The sequence below is a fragment of the Cutibacterium sp. 37298 genome (genome assembly GCF_023838685.1).
Taxonomy (GTDB): domain Bacteria; phylum Actinomycetota; class Actinomycetes; order Propionibacteriales; family Propionibacteriaceae; genus Cutibacterium; species Cutibacterium acnes.
Window position 1 is genome coordinate 506,053 of record NZ_JAJNRJ010000002.1, and the last position, 25,033, is coordinate 531,085.

The 25,033-nt window shown below is 60.0% G+C and carries 19 protein-coding genes and 4 pseudogenes; 10 read left to right on the forward strand and 13 right to left on the reverse strand.

Annotation, left to right across the window (positions count from 1 at the left end; all coding sequences use genetic code 11):
- Positions 1 to 15: 15 nt before the first annotated feature.
- From era to LRP59_RS06870, 4 genes are read right to left on the reverse strand one after another with little or no spacing between them, the layout of a single operon-like run.
- The gene (era, locus tag LRP59_RS06855; RefSeq protein ID WP_002531427.1) at positions 16 to 1,044 is read right to left on the reverse strand and encodes a GTPase Era; all 1,029 of its coding nucleotides are present in this window, start codon (positions 1,042 to 1,044) and stop codon (positions 16 to 18) included.
- A complete protein-coding gene (locus LRP59_RS06860) occupies positions 1,031 to 2,329 on the reverse strand; it encodes a hemolysin family protein (RefSeq protein ID WP_002513784.1) in 1,299 nt (432 codons plus the stop codon). Before LRP59_RS06860 ends, era begins: the two co-directional genes overlap by 14 nt.
- Positions 2,326 to 2,793, reverse strand: coding sequence for an rRNA maturation RNase YbeY (gene ybeY / locus LRP59_RS06865; RefSeq protein ID WP_002513785.1), 468 nt, complete (start codon positions 2,791 to 2,793; stop codon positions 2,326 to 2,328). The genes LRP59_RS06860 and ybeY overlap by 4 nt, the downstream gene beginning before the upstream one ends.
- On the reverse strand, positions 2,790 to 3,809 hold the full coding sequence (locus LRP59_RS06870) for a PhoH family protein (protein ID WP_148378317.1): 1,020 nt from the start codon (positions 3,807 to 3,809) through the stop codon (positions 2,790 to 2,792). The genes ybeY and LRP59_RS06870 overlap by 4 nt, the downstream gene beginning before the upstream one ends.
- Before the next feature lie 36 nt (positions 3,810 to 3,845).
- Between LRP59_RS06870 and LRP59_RS06875 the strand changes: the two are divergent.
- Together LRP59_RS06875 and LRP59_RS06880 are read left to right on the forward strand one after the other, a co-directional pair.
- Positions 3,846 to 5,036 (forward strand): annotated as a pseudogene (locus LRP59_RS06875) (phosphotransferase).
- Between the two features lie 17 nt (positions 5,037 to 5,053).
- A pseudogene (locus LRP59_RS06880) lies at positions 5,054 to 5,466 on the forward strand (hypothetical protein).
- Positions 5,467 to 5,599: 133 nt separating this feature from the next.
- On the opposite strand, the pseudogene pip reads toward LRP59_RS06880, so the two are convergent.
- A pseudogene (gene pip, locus LRP59_RS06885) lies at positions 5,600 to 6,607 on the reverse strand (prolyl aminopeptidase).
- Positions 6,608 to 6,644: 37 nt separating this feature from the next.
- Here pip and LRP59_RS06890 point away from each other — a divergent pair.
- Positions 6,645 to 7,397, forward strand: coding sequence for a queuosine precursor transporter (locus LRP59_RS06890; protein ID WP_002513793.1), 753 nt, complete (start codon positions 6,645 to 6,647; stop codon positions 7,395 to 7,397).
- A 181-nt stretch (positions 7,398 to 7,578) separates the two neighbouring features.
- Here LRP59_RS06890 and LRP59_RS06895 read toward each other — a convergent pair.
- From LRP59_RS06895 to tgt, 5 genes and pseudogenes are all read right to left on the reverse strand, one after another.
- Positions 7,579 to 8,790: pseudogene (locus tag LRP59_RS06895) on the reverse strand (ABC transporter permease).
- Positions 8,787 to 9,707, reverse strand: coding sequence for an ABC transporter ATP-binding protein (locus LRP59_RS06900; protein WP_002513796.1), 921 nt, complete (start codon positions 9,705 to 9,707; stop codon positions 8,787 to 8,789). Before LRP59_RS06900 ends, LRP59_RS06895 begins: the two are co-directional and overlap by 4 nt.
- 84 nt (positions 9,708 to 9,791) lie before the next feature.
- Positions 9,792 to 10,448: a response regulator transcription factor gene (locus LRP59_RS06905; RefSeq protein WP_002513797.1), complete on the reverse strand. Its 657-nt coding sequence runs from the start codon at positions 10,446 to 10,448 to the stop codon at positions 9,792 to 9,794.
- Complete coding sequence (locus LRP59_RS06910) at positions 10,448 to 11,797, reverse strand: sensor histidine kinase (RefSeq protein ID WP_002513798.1); 1,350 nt, start codon at positions 11,795 to 11,797, stop codon at positions 10,448 to 10,450. The genes LRP59_RS06905 and LRP59_RS06910 overlap by 1 nt, the downstream gene beginning before the upstream one ends.
- A 47-nt stretch (positions 11,798 to 11,844) precedes the next feature.
- Entirely contained in the window at positions 11,845 to 13,086 is a 1,242-nt protein-coding gene (tgt, locus tag LRP59_RS06915) for a tRNA guanosine(34) transglycosylase Tgt (RefSeq protein ID WP_002513799.1), read from the reverse strand.
- 86 nt (positions 13,087 to 13,172) lie between these two features.
- Between tgt and LRP59_RS06920 the strand changes: the two genes are divergently transcribed.
- From LRP59_RS06920 to LRP59_RS06945, 6 genes are all read left to right on the forward strand, one after another.
- Complete coding sequence (locus tag LRP59_RS06920; RefSeq protein ID WP_002521765.1) at positions 13,173 to 14,024, forward strand: DMT family transporter; 852 nt, start codon at positions 13,173 to 13,175, stop codon at positions 14,022 to 14,024.
- Positions 14,025 to 14,066: 42 nt separating this feature from the next.
- Positions 14,067 to 15,284 (forward strand): UDP-N-acetylglucosamine pyrophosphorylase, encoded by a 1,218-nt coding sequence (locus LRP59_RS06925; protein WP_002513801.1) that lies wholly within the window; start codon positions 14,067 to 14,069, stop codon positions 15,282 to 15,284.
- Between the two features lie 61 nt (positions 15,285 to 15,345).
- Positions 15,346 to 17,517, forward strand: a complete 2,172-nt coding sequence (locus tag LRP59_RS06930; RefSeq protein ID WP_032499628.1) for a RecQ family ATP-dependent DNA helicase — start codon at positions 15,346 to 15,348, stop codon at positions 17,515 to 17,517.
- A 161-nt stretch (positions 17,518 to 17,678) separates the two neighbouring features.
- Entirely contained in the window at positions 17,679 to 18,080 is a 402-nt protein-coding gene (locus LRP59_RS06935; RefSeq protein WP_002513803.1) for a DoxX family protein, read from the forward strand.
- Positions 18,081 to 18,270: 190 nt separating this feature from the next.
- Positions 18,271 to 20,178, forward strand: a complete 1,908-nt coding sequence (locus LRP59_RS06940) for a PTS mannitol transporter subunit IICBA (RefSeq protein WP_002533101.1) — start codon at positions 18,271 to 18,273, stop codon at positions 20,176 to 20,178.
- A 28-nt stretch (positions 20,179 to 20,206) separates the two neighbouring features.
- A complete protein-coding gene (locus tag LRP59_RS06945; protein ID WP_002521768.1) occupies positions 20,207 to 21,253 on the forward strand; it encodes a zinc-dependent dehydrogenase in 1,047 nt (348 codons plus the stop codon).
- An 18-nt stretch (positions 21,254 to 21,271) separates the two neighbouring features.
- Here LRP59_RS06945 and LRP59_RS06950 read toward each other — a convergent pair whose 3' ends face one another.
- The 3 genes from LRP59_RS06950 to hrcA are packed head-to-tail and all read right to left on the reverse strand — an operon-like array spanning position 21,272 to position 24,210.
- A complete protein-coding gene (locus LRP59_RS06950) occupies positions 21,272 to 22,012 on the reverse strand; it encodes a 16S rRNA (uracil(1498)-N(3))-methyltransferase (RefSeq protein WP_002513805.1) in 741 nt (246 codons plus the stop codon).
- Complete coding sequence (dnaJ, locus tag LRP59_RS06955) at positions 22,009 to 23,187, reverse strand: molecular chaperone DnaJ (protein WP_002513806.1); 1,179 nt, start codon at positions 23,185 to 23,187, stop codon at positions 22,009 to 22,011. The genes LRP59_RS06950 and dnaJ overlap by 4 nt, the downstream gene beginning before the upstream one ends.
- A 3-nt stretch (positions 23,188 to 23,190) precedes the next feature.
- On the reverse strand, positions 23,191 to 24,210 hold the full coding sequence (gene hrcA, locus LRP59_RS06960; protein WP_002513807.1) for a heat-inducible transcriptional repressor HrcA: 1,020 nt from the start codon (positions 24,208 to 24,210) through the stop codon (positions 23,191 to 23,193).
- 143 nt (positions 24,211 to 24,353) lie between these two features.
- On the opposite strand from hrcA, the gene LRP59_RS06965 reads away from it, so the two are divergent.
- Entirely contained in the window at positions 24,354 to 25,025 is a 672-nt protein-coding gene (locus LRP59_RS06965; protein WP_002521769.1) for an MBL fold metallo-hydrolase, read from the forward strand.
- Positions 25,026 to 25,033: the final 8 nt, after the last annotated feature.

The window sequence follows — 25,033 nt, forward strand, 5'->3', positions numbered from 1 at the left end:
CACCGACCCAATATTTCAAAACCCCAATCGATTGAGGTATTTCGGGTCGGACTGCCAGTTCGGCAACACCTTGACCTGAAGGTCTAAGTGGATTGGCGTTCCCAACAGGGCCGCGATCTGTCGCCTGGCGTGGGTACGAACCTGCTTGATATGGGAACCATGATGACCGATCATGATGCCCTTCTGGGAATCACGTTCCACTATGAGGGATGCGTAGACGTCCAGTAGGGGACGATCCTCCGGCTGACCTTCTCGAGGCCCCATCTCCACAATCTCCACAGCCAGAGAGTGGGGAAGCTCCTCGCGCACACCTTCAAGCGCCGCCTCGCGGATCAGCTCGGCGACAAGGGTTTCGGTCGGTTCGTCAGTCACCTCACCATCTGGGTAGTAGGCCGGCCCTTCAGGCAGCAGGGAAGCAATGACGTCGCGGACCTCGTCGACCTGCTCGCCGGAGACCGCAGAGCACGGGACGATTTCAACGAACTCGATGCCGACCTCTCCTTGCAGCTTGTCAATGGTGGCCAGATGCTCAGCCATCCGCGCCTTGGACACGAGGTCGGACTTCGTTGCCAGGGCGACAAGCGTGGGGCGACGAGGAAGTTCGGCGATTTGCGATACAAGATAGGTGTCACCTGGCCCAATTCGCTGGTTGGAAGGCAAACACACCCCGATAACGTCGACCTGGGTCCAAGTGTCGAAAACGAGGTCGTTGAGCCGCTGACCCAGTAGGGTGCGTGGCTTATGGAGTCCCGGGGTGTCGATGACGACGATCTGAGATTTCTCGTCAGTGACTACGCCACGGATGACGTGACGGGTGGTCTGAGGCTTCGAAGAGGCAATGGCGATCTTGGAACCAACCAGGGCGTTGGTGAGAGTCGACTTGCCGGCATTTGGGCGCCCGACGAAGCAGACGAACCCGGAGTGGAATCCGGCTCGGGTAGATTCAGCTACCCTGGCGGTCACATAGTCAACGTCGGAAATATCCTCGTCATCGCCATCCATGAGATCGGCCAACGAAGGCATCTCGTCGTCACTCATCGTCATACTCCTGATCGGGGGTTTCTTCGGGGGCCCGCTTTACCAGGCAGGTGTCCACCTGGTGACGGCGACCGGTCGCCTTCTCGGCGGTGATCTCTAACCCCTCCCAGATGATGACAGATCCCGGGATGGGTACTACAGACAGTTCCTTGGCCATGAGGCCACCAACCGTCTCGACGTCGTCATCGTCGACCTTAAGATCGAACAGTTCGCCCAGATCATCGACCGGCAAACGCGAGGATATTCGAAAGACGCCGTCTTCGATCTCTTCCGTGAGGGTGGGCTCGGCGTCATACTCGTCAACAATCTCGCCAACGATCTCCTCGACGATGTCCTCGATCGTCACTAGGCCAGCCGTGCCGCCAAACTCGTCTACGACGATGACGAGATGGTTACGGTCTCGCTGCATCTCGCGCAGCACCTGGTCGACGGGCTTAGAGTCTGGGCAGAGCACGGCAGGCCGCATGATCGATTCGACGCTTTCGGTGGCGTAACCGTCAGGATTGTCGAGTACCCGCTGGGAGAGATCCTTGAGATAGACGACGCCACGGATGTCGTCAAAGCCTTCGCCAACGACCGGAATTCGGGAAAACCCAGATCGCAGAGCCAAAGACATCGCCTGACGCAGATTTTTGGTCCGAGGAATATAGACCACGTCGGTACGCGGGACCATGACCTCCTTCGTAAGGGTGTCACCTAGCTCGAAGACTGAGTGGATCATCTCCCGCTCGCCGGCCTCAATGAGGTCGGAAGCCTCGGCGTAGTCGACCATCTCGCGTAGTTCAGCCTCAGAGGTAAAGGGGCCTTCGGCATATCCCTTTCCGGGGGTCAGAGCGTTGCCGATGAGGATAAGCAAGGCCGCGATGGGGCCAAGGACGTGGGCAAGTACTCCCCAAGAACGAGACCAGAAGGTGCAGATAGCGGTGTCATGCTGACGCCCCAAGGTGCGCGCAGCCACTCCCCATGCCAGGAAGTCAACAAGCACCATGATGGCCACGACGACGAGCACCTGCTGCCAGGGCAGGTCGAAGTGGCCGAAAATAAGGAGCGCGACAAGTGCCGTCGCCGTCACCTCGGAAATAACCCTCACTAGCATCGCGGTGTTGATGAAGGGGGCGGGATCGGCGACCATGTCAAGTACTCGTTGGTGCGCAGTTTTACCGTCGGCAGCAAGCTCCTCGGCCTTGGAGTGAGACATGTGTTGAAGGGCCGTCTCCATGGCCACATTGAGGCTTGCCAACACTGTGAAGATGAAGGCGATCGCCAGAACGATCCATTCTTGCCGTGTCACCGCTGACCTGTCTGTTCTCGATGGTCATCCCATGCCGCGATGATCTCGTCGTTGAGTCTAAACATGACGCGCTTCTCTCCGGGTTCAGCATGGTCGTGGCCGAGCAGGTGCAACAACCCGTGGATGAGGAGGTATTCCGCCTCCCCGTCGGGAGTGCGACCATTCTCAGCAGCTTGGCGAGCTGTGACGGTCGGGCACAGCACGATGTCACCGAGTAGCCCAGAAGGCGGATCCTCGTCGTCGCCGGGGGCACGCATCTCATCCATCGGGAAGCTCAAGACATCGGTCGGACCAGGAAGACCCATGAATTTCTCGTGGTAAGCCTCCATCGTTTCCTCGTCGACGAGAATGATCGACAACTCCGAAGAGGGGTGGATACGCAACCGGTCGAGGGCAAATGTCGCCAGGCCGACAAGCCCCTCCTCATTAGACGGAGAACCAGACTCATTAGTGATGTCGATCATCGGGTCTTCCTATTCTTGCGCGAATTTTTGGCGCCACGGGACTCGCAGGCAACGTCGTAAGCAGCAACAATCTTGCCCACCAGACGGTGACGGACGACATCACGGCTGGTGAGGTTACAGAAGGCGATGTCGTCGATACCGTCGAGGATGCCCTGCACCACTCGTAAACCAGACTTCATACCACCGGGCAGGTCGACCTGAGCGATATCGCCGGTAACGACGATCTTTGAGCCGAAGCCGAGACGAGTGAGGAACATCTTCATCTGCTGCGGTGACGTGTTCTGGGCCTCGTCCAAGATAACGAAGGCGTCATTGAGAGTGCGGCCCCGCATATAGGCCAACGGTGCCACTTCAACAGTTCCGGCGCCGACAAGACGTGGCACGGTATCGGGGTCGACCATGTCGCGTAGGGCGTCGTAGAGAGGACGCAAATAGGGGTCGATTTTCTCCGACAATGTGCCGGGTAGGTAACCGATTTTCTCTCCCGCCTCGACGGCCGGGCGGGTAAGGATAATCCGGCTCACCTGCTTGGTCTGAAGGGCCTGCACCGCCTTGGCCATCGCCAGATACGTCTTGCCCGTGCCAGCTGGGCCGATACCAAAGGTGACGGTGTTGGCGTCAATCGCGTCAACATACCGTTTTTGGTTCAGGGTCTTGGGTCGAACTGTCCTGCCGCGATTACTGAGGATGTCAGCCGTCATGATCTCGGCCGGGCCTTCTCCGTTGCGAGTCATGGCAACGACCCGATCGACGTCGTCGGCGGACAGGCCTTGGCCGGTGCGTATGATCGTGATCATCTCCGACAGGATGTCGCCAGCATCGGCCAAATCTGCGGGATGCCCAGTGAGGTGAATCTCGTTACCGCGTACCAAGATGTCGGCGTCAAGGGCGTCCTCAAGTCGTTTGAGGAATTCGTCATTGGGCCCGACCAAAGTCACCATGGGAATCGACGTGGGGACCGCGACGACGCGGCGCGCTGCGCCCTCTTTGCCGGTATCGGTGTTGTGGATGTGCAAGGTCGTGGTCAGGGTTCTCTCCGGTGTGACGGGAATGTGTACTCTCCCACTGTAGACGTAGCCGACGACGGTGCGGCGTACCAGGAGGTAGGGATGGGACTGGGCTGGCTCGATGATGCCGCGTTCGCCTTAGGAACCGAGTTGTCACTGGACAAGGTACTTCACGAGGGGGTGCGCACTAGCGTAGCCCGGTGCTGGGTAGATGGTTCGACGACAGCAACTGCGGGCGCGCGAACGGTCATAGCGAAATGTTTCCGATCAACATCGATGTCACATAATTCCGGCGGGCTGGGGATTGTCCGCGAGATTGCCGGTTTGGGGTGTCTTCCGGAGGCACCGCGGCTGTATGCAGCTGACCTAAGCCTGGGCGTAGTGGTTATGGGCGACGTGTCAGGGATGACCTTGGAATCGATCTTGACCGGCAACGACCCCTCAGCCGCTCTCATCGCCGCACAGATGTAGGGACGAGCGACGGCGACCGTTATGGCGGCATCGATGCGGGAAATGTCTGATCGAGCGGCACGCAACGAGGTCATCCCCGCATTCCAGGACGCCATCCGTCGTCTTGACCCACAGACGCGCTCAGCGGGTGGTCCAGCCTCGCCTCGTCTGCCAGGGCGAGGCCTGGAAAAAATGTGCGCTGCGCGAGAGACTAAAGTACCCGATGATGTGGAGCTCGACTTATTTGAGTCGCTACGAGGAGCCGAAGGAACCGAGGTCGTCACCCAAGCAGACCCGTGCCCAGGCAATGTGCTCGTCACCGAAGATCACGCCAGATTCGTCGACTACGAGGCCACCTCCATTCACCACCCGGCGGTCGACGTCGTCAATCTAGTGATGCCGTGGAGCAGTTGTGACGGGCTCGTGGGAGTCCCCGCAGAGTTTCTCGACGCCGTCCGCGAAGGTTTCCTAGATGGTTCCCGTTACGCAGGTTCTTGGTTGGCCGATGAACCGATGATCGGTCTGGCGGGGACAGCTGCAACACTTCAGTTGACCGAGCTATCTTTAGATTCTCTTCGTCGACACCATCCGAATCAACGAGGCGACATGGCTAGGCGTGCAATGGTGCACCGCTGGACATGGGCCGCAACACATGGCGTGCTGACACCGGTCATCGCGGATCTGTGCGGGCGAATGGCGCGTCGCGCAGTTCAGGACTGGGGATGGTCCAAACATCTGACCATTGCAAACTGTTTTTCACACGAGAAACTCAGGAATCAGAGATGAACAATTTAATCAAGATTATGTCTGCACGCAAGGAATTTGGTGGCGTTATCACCTTCATCGTCCATCCAGATTTCATTCGGGATGGACGATTTTACCCGGTCATCCCGAAGACCATTCAAATGGTCATCAACGAAGCTGCGACCCGACCCGAGAAACTGTACTTCATAGACCAGGACACGAGCGCTCCTGTCAAAAATACGGACAGCGAGATGCTCGTCATGGATGTCTCGGTCTTTACCGTTGGCAGAAATCTCGACAACTTAGTGGTATGATTAATTTAGGAAAGTACTGGGAAAGCGGACCGGACGACGTCCCCAGAGCCGTCATTCGCACCCTCAGCCGGCCCTTGTCAGCGATCATGTTTGAAGAGATCCCCGAGCCACCACTAGAGAAGGATGAAGAGGGATACTACTCCTTCGTCTTAACATAGTCGGGCAAACCCACCCGTCTCTATTCAACTGGCGGCGCGCTATCCCCACCACCATGTCGAAGTCCAGTCGATTTGACCGTGAGTACTCGATCAAATCGACTGGACTTGGGCCTCAACACGCCTGGGCGACAATTCATCGCTCGGCGAATTCGTCACACACCTTCACTAGTTCAGAGGCAATTAATGGCTCAAATGCAGAGTGACCTGCCATCACGATTCACAGATCGGCGCTCGGCAAGGCTCGCGACAAATCGACGGCCGTGACGTCGGGGCAGCACATGTCGTAGCGTCCCTGAACGATAACAGTCGGGATGTCGGCCAGCTTGTGGGCATCACGCAGCAACTGCCCCTCAACCATGAACCCATGATTGACAAAGTAGTGGTTCTCGATGCGGGCGAAGGCCAGCGCGAAGTTTGGATCCGAGAACTCCTCGATGTGGGACCGGTCGAAGGACAACGAGGTCGTCGCGCCCTCCCATGTCGTCCAGGCCACCGCGGCAGGACCGTGGACGTCGGGGTCGTCGTCCCACAGCAGGTCGTAGTAGGCGGCTATGTTGTCACGAGAAAAGTCATGCCCGACGCGGCGCAGCGGCTCGCAGAACTTGTTCCACAGCTCCGGGAAAACCTCGGAGGCACCGAAGTTGTAGTACCAGTCCAACTCCTGCTCACGCATGGTAAAGATGCCACGCAGCACGAGTTCGGTCACCCGCTCGGGATGGGTCTCGGCGTAAGCCAGCGACAAGCAGGATCCCCACGATCCGCCAAAGACCTCCCAACGCTCAATGCCAAGTAACTCCCGGATCTTCTCAAGATCCTCAACAAGTTTCCACGTCGTATTGGTGGCCATCTCACGTGGAGTGTGAGCCTGGGCAATGTGCGGGGTAGACAGGCCGCAGCCCCGCTGATCCAAGATGATGATGCGGTAGGCATCGGGGTTGAAGAAGCGACGCCGCTCGGTACCGCCGCCACCACCAGGGCCACCATGCAGGAAAACCACCGGCTTGCCCTCAGGGTTGCCGCACTGTTCGACGTAGAGCTGCTGACCGTCACCCACGTCAACCATCTGGGTGTCATAGGGCTCAATCGGCGGATAGAGATCCCGGTGCGGGGTGATGTCCAGCTCGGAAGTAGCAAGAGTCACGGAAACCTCCTGTGGGCATGACCGTCATCTCGATGATATGCGCCAACACGGTTACCATTTCGCCGTGACGTCACACTCCACCAGCCTCAGATCATCCGCGGCAGCCCGCCCTGCGTATGCCGATCGAGGGTCGGGGCACTACGACATCCTGCTCACCCTCATGTGCGTTGTCGTCATCCTGTCGAATATCGGCGGTTCAAAAGGGGTGCAGCTCGGCCCCATCACCACCGATGGCGGCTTTTTCTTGTTCCCGCTGGCCTATGTCATGGGAGATATCACCACCGAAATCTACGGGATCAAGGCAGCACGCCGCGCGATCGTCATGGGGTTTATCTGCGCGATCCTCTCTGTACTGTGCTTCTGGGCTATCATCGCCCTTCCTGGATTCACCGATCCCTACTCGGTAGCCCATGACACCGCCCTAAAAATGGCCCTCGGTCCGCTATGGCAGATGGTGCTCGCCGGAGCATGTGGATTTCTGGCCGGACAGTTTACAAACTCGGTCATCATGGTTCGACTCAAGGCCAAGTGGTTAGAGCGCGGTCTGGTCGGCCGACTGATGGGATCCACCGGTGCTGGCGAGGCCGTTGACACCATCATCTTCTGCGCGATCGCGGCACCTGTCGTCGGAATCACCAGCTTCGGCCAATGGTGCAACTACGCCTTCTTCGGGTTCTTGTGGAAAACCCTTGTCGAGTACGCCTGCATCCCCATCACGACTCGGATCATCGCCTGGATCAAAAAACACGAGCCAAGTTATCAGGAGAGGCTGGCAGTGGCCCGGAACTGACGCGATACCTCTGAATCATTGTCTCCATTCCTGCCAAGAAATGTCGATGGTGATGTTGCCGCCCGGTTTTCAGACCACTTCTTGGCAGGTATGGATGACATTACCGCTCGACCGTCGCGACGAAGCAAAACGGTGCGAGTTCCATCGGGGCCTGCCCCGTCAGATGCCATGACGTCGGACGTCACGCCACCGATTCGTTCTGCTTCCAGGCGTTCTTGAAGCTGACCCGACCGTTGGTCTGCAGGATCGAGCGTCGATAGATCCTCTCGCCGGCCAATACCGCAAACACGGTGAAACCGAGGGTCACGAAGATCGACACGATTGGTTCCCACCACTCCGCGCGATGACCAAGCATGCGCAGCGGCATGAAGACCACCGACGCGATCGGGACGTAGCTGCCGATCTTGGCGCTCATGCCATCAGGGTTCGATATCGAGAACACCACCCAGAAGTAGATGATCATGATGAGATACATCAGCGGAGAGGTGGTGTTCTGAACGTCCTCACTGCGCGAGGCCATTGACCCCGCAGCCGCGTACAAGCTTGCCAGCGCCACGAACCCGACGAGGAAGAACAGCAGGAACCACATCACCGACCACGACATCGCGAACGTGATGATGTTCGATCATTGCGAGAAGGACACGGCGAGCATGCTCAACCCGCAAATGATGATGAGCTGTCCGACCGCCAATACCGTGTTGCCTACGATCTTGCCGATGAGCAACTGACGGGCACGCACCCCCGTCAACAGGATCTCCACGATCCTGGACTGCTTTTCCTCGACTACTGAGTTGGCGATCATCACGCCGTAATAGATCGCCGACATCATGAACAGGACACTGAAGACGATGGCCAGTATGTATCCGACGGCCTCCGATGTGCCGTCTGAGGGCCTCACCTGTCCTGTCTGAAGAGACATCCCCTTGGTCATAGTCGACGCATCGACCCCAGCAACCTTGGCATTGTCAGCCACCGCTGCAACAGCCACGGCTCTCTCCATGGCCCCGGTGGACGACCCGTCAGCCGAGGGCGTCTTGTCGTACCCGTCGAGATGCCATTGGCCATCCTTCTGGTGAAGATAAACCATGTTGTCGTCATTCTGGAGCTCGCGATGGGCCTCGGCCTCATCAGCAGCCCGGACCACCTCGGTCTTGTCCGTCGATCCCCTGGCAGCCAAGTCCTGCTGAGCGACCTTGACGATAGCAGCGGCCTTATCGTCGGTCACGACCACGCTGTCATGGTCGTGCTTGGAGGAGATGATGGACAACACCACGGAGATAGCCACGATGAGAAGCACCGTGATGATCATCGAGATAATGAATCCTTTGTCGCGCAGCTTGACGTCGACCTCGCGGGAAGCGACGAGACGCCAGGCCGATGATGTGTTCGTCATGACTGGGCCGCCTCTCGGTAGATCTCGCCCAGGCTCGGGCGAATGTGGGTCAACTCGACCAGTCCGCCACGGTTCATCAACTCGGTGACGATGACGTCGAGGAGACGGTCAACCTGGTTGAGATCGGGGAATTCGATGACGGCAGTGGTGCCGTCGACGTCGACAACCGTCAGACCGGGCAGCGAGCGCAACCAGCCAAGATCGCCACGGGCCTCCACCCGGTAACGCCGGGGGCCGACTTCGCGCAATTCCTCTGTCGTGCCATTGGCAACCATGCGGCCCTTGTGCAGGATGACCATGCGGTCACACAGCCGGTCGATGAGATCGAGCTGATGGGAGCTGAAGAGGACCGGGACTCCTTGGGCGGTCTTCTCTCGCAATACATCGGCCATCGCGTCCACGGCCACCGGATCGAGTCCAGAGAAGGGCTCATCGAGGATGAGGACTGCCGGATCAGCAAGCAGCGATGCCGTTACCTGGATCCACTGCTGGTTGCCCAAGGACAACTTCTGCACCTGCTCGCGGGCATGATCAGCAAGCCCGAACCTGTCTAGGTATTCCATGGCCTCGGTGCGAGCCGTCTGTGTGGATGCCCCCTTGATTCGGGCGAGGTAGACGAGCTGATCGATGACCGGCTGCTTGGGATAGAGACCTCTTTCCTCAGGCATGTAACCGATGGTGCGACGGTCCTCAGCCGTGATCGGCCTTCCCGACCACAGCACCTGGCCGGAGGTGGGCTTAAGCACTCCGACGATCATCCGCATCGTCGTCGTCTTGCCAGCGCCATCGGCTCCGACAAAGCCCGTCATCCGACCCGCCGGGATGTCGAAGTTCAGATGGTCGTCCTCGAAGGCCCGGATGAGTTCCTCGACCCGTACCGACACCGGTTCTCGGTGGCACATGTCCGTGTCGATCATGGCTACCTCCTGCGTCCTCGATTTGCGATCACATGACCATCACACCCAATTTCTGGTCATTGCGCATCGGCGGCAAGACGGATTTCAGTCTCGGGAAGGCTCCCCCACACGGATGAGTCCCGACTCGTAAGCCAGGGCGACGAGTTGAACCCGATCACGCAGGTCACACTTCATGAGGCAGTTGGAAACATGGGTCTTGACGGTGGCTGCGGAGACGACAAGTTCCTCGGCGATCTCAGCATTGGACAGGCCCCGAGCCACCAATTTGGCCACCTCGATCTCGCGGGCGGTGAGCTGCTCGGCCTTGCTGCCGGTCACCGTGCTCCCCTGATGCACCGACCGGGCGATAACTCGCCGGGTCACCTCGGGAGCCAGCAGGGCATGCCCGTCAGCGACCTGACGCAGACCGGCGACGAGCGACTCTGCCTCAGCATTCTTGAGCATGAATCCGCTGGCCCCGGCGTCGAGAGCATCGAAGAGGTAGTCGTCCCGGTCGAAGGTGGTGAGGATGACGACCTTGACGTCGCTGAACTCGCGGATCTTCGCGGTGGCCGCGACACCATCCATGACGGGCATCTGGACGTCCATGAGGACGACGTCGGGAGCGGTTTCCTTCACTACGTCCACGCCCTCAGCCCCGTTGGTGGCCTCCCCAACAACCGTGATGTCGGGCTCCACCGCGAGGATGAGGCGAAACCCTTGACGAACTAGTTTCTGGTCGTCGACCAGCACGACGCGCATCAGTCCTCCCCCTCCTTCATGTCCTCGTCCCTCACATCCTGGCTCTGACGCATCGGCATGACGGCACGAACTCGCCATCCACCGACCTTGCGTGGACCCACCTCAATGGTGCCGCCTAGGGCCTCGACCCGCTCTGACATCCCGACGATTCCCACCCCGGTCGAGGGTGCCGATCGAATCGGGCGGCCGTTGTCGGTGACCTCCACCTCGACCTCGTCATCGCTGCAGCGTACCGACACCGTCACCTCGGTGGCGCTGGAGTGGGCCTCCACATTGTTGAGGGATTCCTGGACGATTCGGTAACAGGTGTGACCCAGCTGTGGACCAACCAGGGAATCATCTCCCACTCGCAGCAACCGCACCGACGCGCGCCGAGGTTCATCGCACAGTCGGTCAAGGTCAGCCAGGCCGAGGCGGGCACGTGGCTCGTCACCGGCCCGCAAGGATCCCAGCAGGGATCGCATCTCGGTGACAGCTTCCCGGGACTCCGATTCCACGGTTGCCAAGGCCTCCCGAGCCAGATCAGGATCGACGTCAAGGGCTCGACGAGCACCTGCGGCATGGATCCCCACGACCGACACGTGATGGGCCATCGAATCGTGCATCTCCCGGGCGATCCGCAACCTCTCGTCGAGAACTGCTTGCTCAGCGAGCTGGGTACGCTGTCGTTCGATTGTAGCGGCCTGACGGCGAACCTCGGCTAGGTCTCGTGCCCACAGCCAGGACACCTGCCCCACCAATGCGGCTCCGACGACGAAGGTGACATTGACGATCACATAGGTGAGGACGAGGTAGATGACCCCCTCCCCATTGCTGTCGGGATTGATGATCTCGAACTGCTCGGTGAGCGACCTCCCGAAGGCCATCATCATGACGACCCAGCCCATGATGACGACGAAGACCGCCAACATCGATCCCCACGCGATTCGACGTGTCCGTACCCACACCATGAGGGAGTAGTAGGAGAAGAAAAAGGCCAAGGTCGACACCCAGTTCGTCGCCATGTACGGCGTCGCATAGGTTCCGTTAATCCAGACGAGAGTCATGACGGCAGCCGAGGTGATTGGCATCACCCGTCGAAAGGAAAGAGCCACGGCAAGGACGATGACAACGATGACATCACCTGGTCCGAGGGTATCAAGGTGGTCCTGAAGAGCCGCCAGCAACAGCCCGCCGGCACCCACGGCCAGGGCCACGAGCGCTCCGACGAGCACGTCAACAGCGGGCAGGAACCACACGACCGAGATCTGCCAGCCCTTATGCTCCGGCACTCGGCGACGCCATAGGTCGTCCATCGCCATGAAGGACACGATCGATTCTCGCACGCCCCCGAGCGTAACGAGTGGCACTGTCAGTCTCCTCCGTCGTAAGGATGAGTTTCCGGAGAACAGCCCTGTCAGTTAACCTTGGCCAGCCTCCCGCCGTTGGCATTCCACCGCCCCATGAACTCGGTCTCGAAAGCATCGAGGTCCCCGCTACACATGGCGCCCCGAATCTGGTCGACCAGTCTTACCGTCCAACGCTCGTTGTGGATCGTCGCCAAAGTGTTCGCGAGAAGCTCCTTAGCCTTGAACAGGTGGTGGATATAGGCGCGGGAATAGTGGGTGCATGTGTAGCAGTCGCAGTCGTCCTCCAACGGGCCGAAGTCTCGCCGGAACCGCGCGGTATCAACGTTGTAACGCCCGTCGACGGTGTAGATGGCAGCGTTACGGGCCACCCGGGAGGGGCTAACACAATCGAAGGTATCGGCCCCCGCCCGACAGGCCGCGAAGAGGTCGTCGGGCTCGGAGATGCCCAACAAGTGACGGGGACGGTCCTCGGGAAGCTCCTCAGCACACCACGTCACGATTCGTCCCAGATTGGCTTTCTCGATGGCGCCGCCAATGCCGAACCCGTCGAAGCAGTGACCGTCGATCTCCATGCCTGCCAAATCCCGGCAAGCCCTACGACGCAAATCTTCGTACTGGGCTCCCTGGATGACACCAAAAAGGGCTTGGTACGGCTTGCCGCTGCGCACCTCGGTGAGACGACGATGTTCGGCCAGGCAGCGCTCAGCCCACCGCCGGGTGCGCTCCAAGGCTTCTTCCTGATAAGCGCGGGTGTTCATAAGGGTGGTCAGCTCGTCGAAGGAGAACATGATGTCGGCGCCGAGGTGGTGCTGGATGCCCATCGACACCTCGGGAGTGAAACGATGTAGATCTCCATTGAGGGGACTGCGAAAAGTCACACCGTCGTCGTCGACCATCGCCTTACGATCGGCATCAGCGGCAATGACGTCGGCCTCGGTGAGCTGGGAAACGTCCATGGCTAGGGTCTTCTTGAAACCCGCACCAAGGCTGAGCACCTGGAAGCCACCGGAATCAGTGAAGGTGGGACCCGTCCAGTTCATGAATCGGCCCAGGCCGCCCGCCTCGTCGATCAACTCCGGACCGGGCTGCAGGAAAAGGTGGTAGGCGTTGGCGAGCACCGCCTGAGCTCCCAGTTGAACCACTGACTCGGGCAACAGGGCCTTGACCGTCGCCTTGGTGCCGACGACGACGAAGGCCGGCGTCTGGATGACACCGTGCGGGGTGTGTATGAGGCCGGTACGTCCACAAGTATTGTCCAGACGAGAGGTGACCTCGAAGCCAAATGTCATGGAGTTATTCTTGCAGGACGTCCGGAACCCACCGACCACGCAGGTTCGCAGGCCTGCCCGGGTGAGGGCTTAGCAACCACGGCGTTATGGTGGCGTTCATGCGCGGAGCGATCTTGGTGTTCATGGCCATCCTCTCAGTGCAGTTCGGAGGTGCCTTCGCCGCAACCCTCATCCCCCATGTCGGAGCCTTAGGCACCGTGGCGCTGCGGATGTCTTTGGCGGCCCTCGTCCTGGCGCCTATCGTTCGGCCCCATGTGAAAGGCCATAGCCGCGCTGACTGGATGAGGGTGCTGGCGCTGACCATCGCCTTAGCTGGCATGAATACCGTGTTCTACTTCTCGTTGGAACGCCTGCCCCTCGGTGTCGCGGTCACCGCCGAATTTCTGGGGCCATTGGGCATGGCAGCCCTCGGAAGCCGATCCCTACGTGACTGGCTCGCCATCTTGCTAGCTCTGTGCGGAGTGGTGGCAGTCTCAGGTGCGCTTACCGCCGACTGGGCCCACCTCGATCTCCTCGGTCTGGTACTCGCCCTTGTCGCAGGTGTTTTCTGGGCCCTCTATGCCAAGTCGGCACAGTTAGTTGGGATGAGTTGGTCGAAACTGGAGGGACTGTGGTGGGCCATCCTGCTCAGTTCGGTCGTGCTGGTACCGTCTGGCTTCGCCACTGCGGGGACGCGCCTCGTCGAGCCATACCATCTCCTCACCGGAGCGGTTGTAGCCGTGACGTCATCGGCCCTTCCCTACAGCCTGGAAATGTACGCGCTACGCCATATCGACACCACGGTCTACGGCATCTTGACTGGTGTCGAGCCGGCCGTCGCGGCAGCCGCAGGATTCTTCATCCTCGGCCAGAATCTCACTGGGTCGCAAATGCTCGGGATGGCATTCGTCGTCACTGCGGCCTGGCTCGTCATGGCCGGCGGCCGACAACGGGAGTGACTAGGCTGGCAGCAACGGACCACGACCTCGAAAGGACCATCGATGGACGTCAACTCCCGTGTGCTTGAACCGCGCGGCCTGGAGAAGGTGGCCAAGCTCATCGAAAGAGGGGTGCGCATCCCGAATCCGTTGACCATCGACATTGATGAGGCAGTCGACATCGACAACATCAGTAGTGATGGAGTGGTCATCGGGCCTGGATGCCGAATCCGTGGCCGTCGGACTGTCATCTCAGCCGGGTGCATACTCGGGGATGAGGCCCCCATGACGATCCAGGACTGCCAACTTGGCACCGAGGTCAAGCTTAAGGGCGGGTTCGCCCAGGATGCTGTTTTCCTTGACGGGGCAAGCATGGGCTCAGGTGCCCACGTCCGCGGGGGCACTATCCTCGAGGAGGAGGCCAATGGGGCCCATACCGTCGGCCTCAAGCAAACCATCCTCATGCCCTTTGTCACCTTGGGGAGCCTCATCAACTTCTGTGATGTCCTCTTGGCCGGCGGCACCTCGAGGACAAACCATTCTGAGGTCGGTTCTTCCTACATTCATTTCAACTTCACTCCCGACGGAGATAAGACGACAGCCTCCCTTTTCGGCGATGTGCCGCGCGGGGTGCTGCTCGACCGTCATCCGATCTTCCTTGGTGGTCAGGGCGGTGCTGTCGGGCCAGTAACCACCGGATTCGGCACCGTGGTCGGGGCAGGCTCAATCCTGCGTGACGACGTTCCCGAGGATGATCAGCTCGTGCTGCCCGCTCCCCCTGCGACACGTCAGCGTCCTGTCACCCCAAACAGCTACTCCAAGCTCAACCGCATCATCGCCCATAACGTCTCGTATCTGGGCAATTTGTCTGCTCTTGAGGCCTGGTACCGACAGATTCGTCGTCTCTTCATGTCCCGTGATCGCCTCTCCGGATTAGTCTGGCAAGGTGCTCTCGACAACCTCGTCTCAGCGCGGAAAGAGCGAGTCAAGAGGCTTGAATCTCTCATCGGCAAAGTCCAGCCGACCGACGCCGGGCGCGCTCAATTGATCGACGACCGTGACGCCTTCCTCTCCTCCCTCGAGACGGCTGATTCCCCCGCACCTGCCGAGATAGTGCGTCTATGCGGTGCGGCCGCCAATTCTGGGGCCAACTACCTCGACGTTATCCAGTCCTTCGACGAAGCAGCCCGGAATCAGGTCGTCGAATGGCTGGGGAAAATCGTCACTGCCCAGCAGGACCGGGCGCAAGAGGTCGTTGACCAGTTGCCATTGCCGTTCTGACTACGGTGTTCTTCCTCCGTGCCGGAATCTCGCCACGAAACCGTCACTAGCTCCGGAAAAAATGACGGCACAAGGAGGAGCCATGACGACAACTACCGACGCAATACCGAAAGTAGATGACCTACGCACCCAAGGGGTGGCAATCCTTCGTCGTCTCGTCGGTCGCAACAATGCCGATTTCCACCCTGGACAGTGGGAGGCCATAGAGGCTCTGGTTGCCCACCACCGTCGAGCGCTCGTAGTCCAGCGCACCGGTTGGGGAAAGTCAGCGGTTTACTTTGTCGCTACCTTGTTACAGCGTGCCATCGGCTCAGGCCCGACCCTCATCGTCTCGCCACTTATCGCCCTCATGCGCGACCAGGTCGCTGCCGCAAAGCGAGCTGGCGTGCGCGCAGCGGCCATCTCATCGGCCAATGCCACCGAGTGGTCCGAAATCGCCCAACGCCTCGACGCCGACGAACTCGACGTTCTATTAGTCTCCCCCGAGCGCCTGGTCAATCCCACATTCGCCAGTAAGCAGCTGCCCGAGCTCATAAAGCGAATGGGCATGTTGGTCATCGACGAAGCCCACTGCATCTCTGACTGGGGGCACGACTTTCGCCCCGATTACCGACGCATCCGTAACCTCGTCTCCGCTCTACCGGTTACGATCCCAGTACTTGCGACAACGGCGACCGCAAACTCACGTGTGGTCCAAGATGTGGCCGAGCAGATTGCCCCCAGCGCCGATGATGTGTTCATCCTTCGTGGGCCGTTAGCCCGGAAGTCACTGCGACTCGGCGTACTCAATCTGCCCAACCCTTCCGAACGGCTCGGTTGGCTCGTCCAGCACCTCAGCGAACTTCCCCAGTCGGGAATTATCTACTGCCTGACTGTTTCGACGGCCGAGGACACCGCGCGTGCTCTAACCACGGCCGGTCACAATGTGCGGGCTTACACCGGACGCACCGATGCCGAAGCAAGGACCGAACTCGAGGAAGCCTTGCGCAATAACCAGGTCAAGGCCTTAGTGGCGACCAGTGCCCTGGGCATGGGTTTCGACAAACCGGACCTCGGTTTCGTCGTGCACTTGGGTGCGCCGAGCTCTCCAATCGCGTACTACCAGCAGGTAGGCCGTGCCGGTCGCGCCACCGACCATGCCGATATCCTGTTGCTTCCGGGCCCGGAGGATCCTGACATTTGGACTTACTTCGCTACCTCCTCTATGCCCACCCAAGAACGAGCCAATGCCGTGCTCAGAGCACTCGCAGGTGGCCAGGCGCTCTCTATCTCAGCTCTGGAGACGCGGGTCGACATCAGGCGTAGCCAGTTAGGGCTATTGCTTAAAGTGATGGCCGTTGATGGCTCGGTCGTGAAGGTCCGAGATGGGTGGCAAGCCACCGGCAAGCCGTGGGTGCACGACACCGAACGGTACGAACGTATCTCCCAGGCACGTCGCGAGGAACAGCAGGCCATGCTCGGCTACGAGCGCTCAAGAACCTGTCGCATGACCTTGCTCACCGGGCAGCTGGACGACCCCTCCACGACTCCTTGCGGACGCTGCGACGTCTGTGCTGGCCCGTGGTACTCAGTCGAGGTCGATCAGTCAGCCGCTGTGAGAGCCGTCCAATCCCTCAACCGGGTGGGAGTTCCGGTGGAACCACGCGCCGCCTGGCCCGCAGGGATGGACGCCCTCCAGGTTGCGCTCAAGGGTCGCATCAGTGCCGAGGAGATCGCTGCAGAGGGCCGCGTCATCGCCAGACTCTCCGATCTGGGTTGGGGAGGGGCGCTGCGCGACCTACTTCGCTCCGACGCCAATGGTGTCCCTATCGACGCTGAGATCACCCCGGCGTTGGCCAAGGCGTGCTTGCGGGTGTTGGCCGAGTGGGACTGGGAGCAGCGTCCAGCCGCGATAGTGCGGATCCCGTCGATCACTCGCCCACACCTCATTGATTCCCTGGCCTCGGGAATTGCACGGGTTGGCCACCTGCAAGACCTTGGGTGGTTGGACCTGGCGGATGGGTCCGCACGACTACAGTCATCCACGAACTCGGCTTACCGGCTCCGTGATGTCCATGATCGGTTCAGCGTCGGACCGGGGCTGAAGTCTCGGTTATCCCATCTTGGCGGGGCATCGGTGCTGCTTATCGATGACGTCATCTCTAGCCGCTGGACGATGACGGTCGCTGCACGGTCGTTGAGACGAGCCGGATCCGGGCCCGTTCTTCCACTAGCCCTCGCCGTCACAGCCTGACCCACGCCGGGTCGAGGCCGCAGGTAGGCGCCAGGCTCGATAAACAGACGTAGATTCATCGCCTAAACGCGAACGTTGCCACGTCGACGAGCCAATGACGGAGCAGGACGAGCCATCATGAGGCACGATAGAAGTAGCATCAAACCAGCCAGGAGGATTTTATGTCCCTTGCCAAGTTCACCGCACGTTCCCTGCTGTCGGCCATCTTCATCACCGGAGGTCTGGCCGAGATTAAGAAAGCCGATCAGCTTTCCGAAGCTGTCGACGGGCTCCTCTCGAAACTTCCGAAATCGTCCTGTTCCCAGATCCCCGATGTCGATTCAACCTTGCTGGTCAAGGTCAACGGAGCCACCATGCTGGCCGCCGGCTCCCTGCTGGCCCTTGGCATCAAGCCGCGCCTGGCCGCCACCGTCTTGGCCGCCCAGCTCGTGCCAGTAACCGCTGCTGGACATGCCTTCTGGGAGAAGGAAGGCGCAGAGAAGCAGGACGACCAGATCCAGTTCTGCAAAAACCTCGGCCTGATCGGCAGCCTGCTCACCGTAGCCCTCGATGGCGCCAAGTAACGTCTCGCCCTCAGCGGCGACGCATAACAACAGGGTCGGACGGATGCCATCTGTCCGACCCCGTTGTTTATGTCAGCTATAAAACCAACACAACACAACTCCTTGACAACATAAACAGACAGATCCAGACTTGTTCACAGATCGATGGGGATCCTGCCAATGATCGGCAGCTGAACACACTGGAGTTCCGATGTCACTACCTGACACGACGATCCACAAGAACCTGCAGGGACACGGCGCACGTGCCTCCGTCCAACGGCTCGGAAGATTCCTGGCCGGCATGATCATGCCGAATATCGGAGCCTTCACCGCTTGGGGCCTGTTAACGGCTCTTTTCATCGAAACGGGATGGGCACCCAATGCAACCCTCGCCAAGCTCGTTAACCCGATCCTGACCTATCTGCTTCCCGTCCTCATCGGCTACACCGGTGGAAAGATCGTCAACGGGACACGTGGTGGCGTCATCGGCGCGATCGCCACGATGGGCGTCATCGTCGGTGCCGACATCACAATGTTCCTTGGCGCGATGGTAATAGGCCCCTTCGCAGCGTGGCTCCTCAAACAGGTCGACAAGCTCCTCGACGGCCAGATCCATTCCGGGTTCGAGATGCTCGTAGACAATTTCGAGATCGGCATTCTCGGCATGGCCCTGGCCATCATCGGGCACCTGGGCGTCGAACCAATCGTCTCGACTCTCATGGGCTGGCTGGCGGCCGGGGTGGGATTTCTCATGCATCACGGTCTGCTGCCACTCGCGTCTCTCCTCGTCGAACCGGCGAAGGTCTTATTCCTTAACAACGCCGTTAACCATGGCATCTTCACTACGCTGGGCATCCAAGAGGCCCATATCACCGGACGATCAATTCTCTTCATGGTTGAGTCGAATCCCGGCCCCGGCCTTGGCCTACTACTTGCCTACCAGTTCTTCGGTTCCCGTCAGATACGTCAGTCGACTCCGGGCGCCATCATCATCCACCTCTTTGGCGGCATCCACGAAATCTTCTTCCCATACGTACTTATGAAGCCCAAGGCCATTCTCGCCACCATTGCCGGGGGCATGAGCGGTCTGGCGATCGGGGTCGCATTTCATGCCGGCCTCGTTGCCCCTGCCTCCCCAGGCTCGATCATCGCATGGTTCCTCATGTGCCAGCCCGAGCACTACCTGGCCATGATTGCCGACTTCCTCGTCGCAACTGCCGTTTCCTTTGTGGTGGCAATGCTGCTCATCCGCAAGGATAGTACCCAGGATGACATAGCGGGTGAGGGCCAGAACCCCACTGTCCCCACCACAATCGGGGCTCAAGCCCCACTTACCAACATCTCCAAAGTCGTCATCGCTTGCGACGCAGGTATGGGTTCCTCAGTGATGGTCGCCTCCACCATGAAGAACAGACTGTCCCGGTATGGGGTCGAGGTTGCCCACACGGCCGTCGACCAGATTCCCTCGGATACGTCCCTCATCCTCATTCAAGAAGGCCTCGTCGACCGTGTCCGCAAGCGTGCCCCGAGCGTCCGTATCGTTCCCTTTACGAATTATATGAACGATCCTGCTTTCGACCGCGTCGAGACCGAGGTTCGCGCAGCACGTGGTGACGCCGCCACCGCGCCTACTGATAACGGAGGACTCTCCCGGGCGTCCGATGCGAACAGCCATACCCACGTCGCCACCAGCGTGCTGCCCCACGACGCCATTCGTCTGGGACAGCGCGCCACGAGCAAGGAGGAGGCCATCACCATGGCTGGCCAGGTGCTCATTGATGAGGGCGCCGCAGACGATGTCTACGTCAAAGGCATGCTCGCCCGGGAAAAGCAGATCTCAACCTATATGGGCGAGGGGGTCGCGATCCCCCACGGTGTCGATGAGGTCCGCGACCACATCGACAAGGTTACCCTAGGCTTCCTCCAGTTCCCCGAGGGCGTTGAATGGGACGGGAACATCTGCACTGTCGTCATTCCTATCGCGTCGTCCAGCGACGAGCACCTCGAGATTATGGCAGCCCTCGCAAGAATCTTGTCTAATCCCGAAACCGCCCGGCAACTTCGTGAGGCGACATGCACCGACGAGGTCCTCAACCTCCTCGGTTCCCAGCAGGCATAATCAGCGGATCTATAGAAAGGCACACATCATGAAGGCATTGAGGTTCCACGCACCCGAGGACGTTCGTCTCGAAGACGTCCCCGAACCGGAATGCAAGTCCGACGAGATCAAGATCAAGGTTCGCAACTGCTCCACCTGTGGTACCGACGTCAAAATCCTTCACAACGGCCACCAGAACATCACCGGAGTCACGACAATGGGCCACGAAGTTGCTGGCGAGATCGTCGAAATCGGCTCCGAGGTGGCTGGCGACTGGAAGATCGGCGATCGGGTCCAGTCGATCGCCGCTGTCCCGTGCGGGCAGTGCCACGAATGCCGCAAAGGGTGGATGCAGGTCTGCCAAAACCAGACCAGCGTCGGTTATCAGTACGACGGTGGTTTTGCGGAATATATGATCGTCCCGCCGCAAGTACTCAAGGTAGACGGCCTCAATCGCATCCCCGACGACGTCGATTTCGACGAGGCCAGCGCCGCCGAACCTTTCGCCTGCGCCATCAACGCCCAGGAACAACTCGGCATCGAAAAAGGTGACTTCCTCGCCATCTTTGGCGCCGGCCCGATCGGGTGCATGCACACCCGTATCGCGCGTGGCGTGCACAAGGTCGGCACTATCGTCATGATTGACATCAACGCCGAACGCCTCGCATTGTCAGCCGCTGCCGTCAAGCCCGACATCACCATCGACGGTTCACAGGAGGATGTCGTCGCCAAAGTCATGGAACTTACCAACGGTCGCGGTGCTGACGTCATCATCACCGCGACCCCGGCCAACATCACCCAGGAACAGGCCTTGTCCATGGCTGCCCGCAATGGCCGTATTTCTTTCTTCGGCGGCCTGCCCAAGACGAACCCAACGATCACCTGCGACTCGAACCTGATCCATTACCGTCAACTCCACATCCACGGCGCCAATGGCTCGGCCCCCGAGCACAACAAACGTGCCTTGCAGTACATCGCCTCGGGACAGGTTCCGGTTAAGGATCTCATCACCCGTCACGTCAAACTCGACGACGTCATGACGGTCTTCGATATCGTCGCCAAGGGCGAAGCCATCAAAGTGACCGTCGAGCCCTGAACCCAACGAACCAAGTTCTCAATCGCAAGCGGTGAGGTTAGCCATAGCCCGCAACTGGGCTAAGCCGACCACACCGGCGGTCGAGGTTCTCAATACCCCGTCCGACACCGTCACAGGGCGTGCACCGGCCGCGACGAAGGCCTCCACTTCCTGGCTGGTGATGCCACCCTCTGGCCCGACGATGAAGATAACCTCACCGGATGCCGGCAGCTCCTGATGCACCAGCGGTTCACTGGCCGACTCGTGCAAAACGTAGGCGGCCTGGGCATTGCAAATCCGCTTAACAACTTCACGGGTTTGCGCTAGTTCTACCTGTGGCACAAGAAAACGTCGAGACTGTTTGGTGGCCTCACGGGCAGCCGCTTGCCACCTCGCGACGCCCTTGGCTTGCTTGTCGCCCTTCCATCGCACGATGCTCCGATCAGCCTGCCAGGCGAGGATTTCGTGAACTCCCATCTCGGTGAGGGTCGCCACCGCCAGCTCAGCTCTATCGGACTTCGGCAATGCCTGGACGGCGACCCATCGATGCGTGGTCGCGGGAGTATGGAGGATCTCAACGGTCTCGACGCTAACTGACCCTTTCGTCACCTCAATGGCAGGGCCACGAACGGCATGACCCTGCCCGTCGGTGACGAGAACAGACTCACCCACCCGAATGCGTCGAACCGAGCCAGCATGGTGGCCCTCTGCACCGGTGATTTCTACCACCGATCCGGGCACAGCTGCGACGACCTCGCCAAGAAAGCAGGGGTCACTCATCCGCCAAAAGCTTCCTTGATGCGGGAAAACATGCCGCGACCGCCTGATTTCTCTACCGACGCCGAAGCATTGGTTTCTTCCCGAGCCTCAGCTAGCTGACGCAGCAAATCCTTCTGGTGGGAGTCAAGTTTCGTCGGTGTCTGGACGATGAACGTGACACCAAGATCACCACGCCCGTTGCGACGAAGCCTCGGCACGCCTCGTTCGGAAACGACGATCCGGGTTCCGGACTGGGTTCCGGCCGGCACCTCGACAGTGACGGTCTTAGTATCCTCGGCGAAGTCCTCGCGATCGGCTTCCAACGTGTGCATGGGGACCTTCGTCCCCAGCGCTGCGGCCGTCATCGGGATGGTGACAACCATCTCGAGGTCGTCACCGTGACGGGTAAAGACATCATGGGGACTGACCGTCATCTCGATATACAGGTCACCGGCCGGACCACCTCCGGGACCGACTTCTCCCCGGGAATCAAGATGGATGCGGTTGCCGTCAGCCACTCCGGCGGGAATCTTGACGTTGATCGTGCGAGTGGTGCGTACCCTCCCCTCACCGGAACACTCCTGGCAGGGATCAGGAATGACCGTACCGTAACCATGGCAGGTCGGGCAGGGTTGGCTGGTGCGGATATCACCAAGGAAGGAGCGCTGCACGGTAATGACCTCACCGCGCCCCTGACAGGTATCGCAGGTCACAGGCTCGGAACCGGACTGTGCGCCCTTACCCTGGCATTTCGGGCACACCACTGCGGTGTCGACTTCTAACGACTTGGTAACGCCAAAAACTGCCTCGGCGAGGCTAAGACGCATTCGGACCAGAGCGTCCTGGCCACGGCGGGTACGCGAGCGCGGGCCGCGGCCACCACCAGAACCAAAGGGAGAGCTGCCACCAAACATCGCGTCAACAAGATTGGTGAAATCGAATCCAGCACTGCTAAATCCGCCTTCGCCGAACCCGCCCATCCGGGCGTTGGGATCACCGCCACGATCAAAAACGGCGCGCTTTTGCGGATCCTGGAGGATTTCATAAGCCTCTTGGACCTTTTTGAACTCCTCCTCTGATCCGGGCCCGGCAACATCGGGGTGGAGTTTCATAGCCTTACGGCGATACGCCTTCTTGATCTCGTCGGCACTCGCATCATGGGAAACGCCAAGAATCTCGTAGTAGTCGTTACTCAAGAATCATCCTTCTGCCAGGAACCGGCCCACATAACGGGCCACGGCTCGCACAGCTGCCATGGTTGAGGGGTAGTCCATTCGGATCGGCCCGACGACGCCAAGACTCGACAAGGCATCCTCGGGACCGTAGGTGCTCGCCACTAACGAGGTCGATTGGAAAGGTACATCGGTGTTCTCGGCGCCGATGCGGACCGTAACCTCGCCAGCCTCCCCCGCGGTTGCCTCGCCGAGCAGTCGCATAAGGACGACCTGCTCTTCAAGGGCCTCAAGGACGGGACGTACCGCTGTCTCCCACTGTGCACCGAATGCGGTGAGATTGGGAACCCCGGCGACCACAACCCGAGCAGATGGGTCGACGGCAAGGATCTCGAGAACGGTAGCAATCACCGACGCTGCCCGAGGCCCTTCGGCCGGTCCCAGGTCGTCAAGAAAGCGGTTGAGCGAGTCGGCCGCTTCAGCGACTGTCAATCCGACGAGAGTCTCATTTAGCCGGGTGCGAAGTGCAGCAAGACTCTGCTCGTCGTGGCCCGGAAGCTCAACGATCTGCTGCTCTACCGATCCCGACGACATGATGAGCACGATAAGGATACGGTCGGTCGACAAACTCACCAATTCGAGGTGACGAATCGTCCCCGTCGTCGCCACCGGGTACTGCATAATCGCTACCTGGTGGGTGATTTGAGCAAGCAGGCGCACAGTACGGCGCACGATGTCGTCAAGGTCCACCGCCCCAGTCATGAATGCCTGAATGGCTCGTCGCTCAGGCGCCGAGAGCGGCTTGAGAGTAGCGATGCGGTCGACGAAGAGGCGGTACCCCTTGTCCGTAGGGATGCGCCCGGCGCTGGTGTGGGGGTGGGTAATGTACCCCTCCTCCTCTAGTACGGCCATGTCGTTACGGACAGTGGCCGGGGAAACGCGCAACCCGTGGCGTTCCACCAGCGCCTTTGAACCTACCGGCTCCTTGCTGGAGACGTAATCGGTGACGATGGCTTTGAGCACGTCGAGCTTGCGGTCGTCGAGCACAACCCCTCCTCACGCGATCCGGCCAAATGCACATCCCACTTTGGCACTCTCGGGTGCCGAGTGCCACCTTATCGCGTTCACACTCGGTCCTCCTGCCTCTCTCGCTGACAGCACATTCCCCCAAACGTGCCAGACTGGTGGCCATGTCGACGAATCCCGAGATTCCCCAGTGGTTCGCCCTCACACCTCGGGTGTGGACAACCTCTGTTGAACCAGAGAGTGTCACTTGCGGACTAGTAGCTGGCGAGGACCACGTCCTCCTCATCGATACCGGATCGACTCCCGAGCAGGGGCATACCTTGGCGATGTCAGCAGCCCGTATGCTGGGCCGCCCCGTCGATCGAATCGTCGTCACCCATCACCACTACGACCACAGCGGTGGCCTACCTGGCATCACCGATGCTGAAGTGTGGATGCACGAGGCTGCGCTAGCTCACTGTCCCGACCTCCATGTCGACCACCCCGTATCTCTTATGGCGTATGTGAACTTGGGAGGATTGGGTGCCGAGGTTATCCATCCCGGCCCGGCTCACACCGACGGCGACCTCATTGTCATTGTGCGCGACGAAAAGATCACCTTCGTCGGAGACCTCGTGGAGACCGCAGGAGAACCACAATCTGACGGGACGACTGACGTCCGTGGTTGGCCACGGGCGATCGATTCGGTCATCACGGGCACCGACGGAGCCGGCCTCTATGTTCCTGGACACGGCCAGCCCATAGATGCCACCGACGTTATGAATCAGCGTGCCCAGCTCGCCGAGCGAATTCCCACGAATATCCCGCTCACCGACCGCCATATCCCTCTACCGTGAGGGCCACA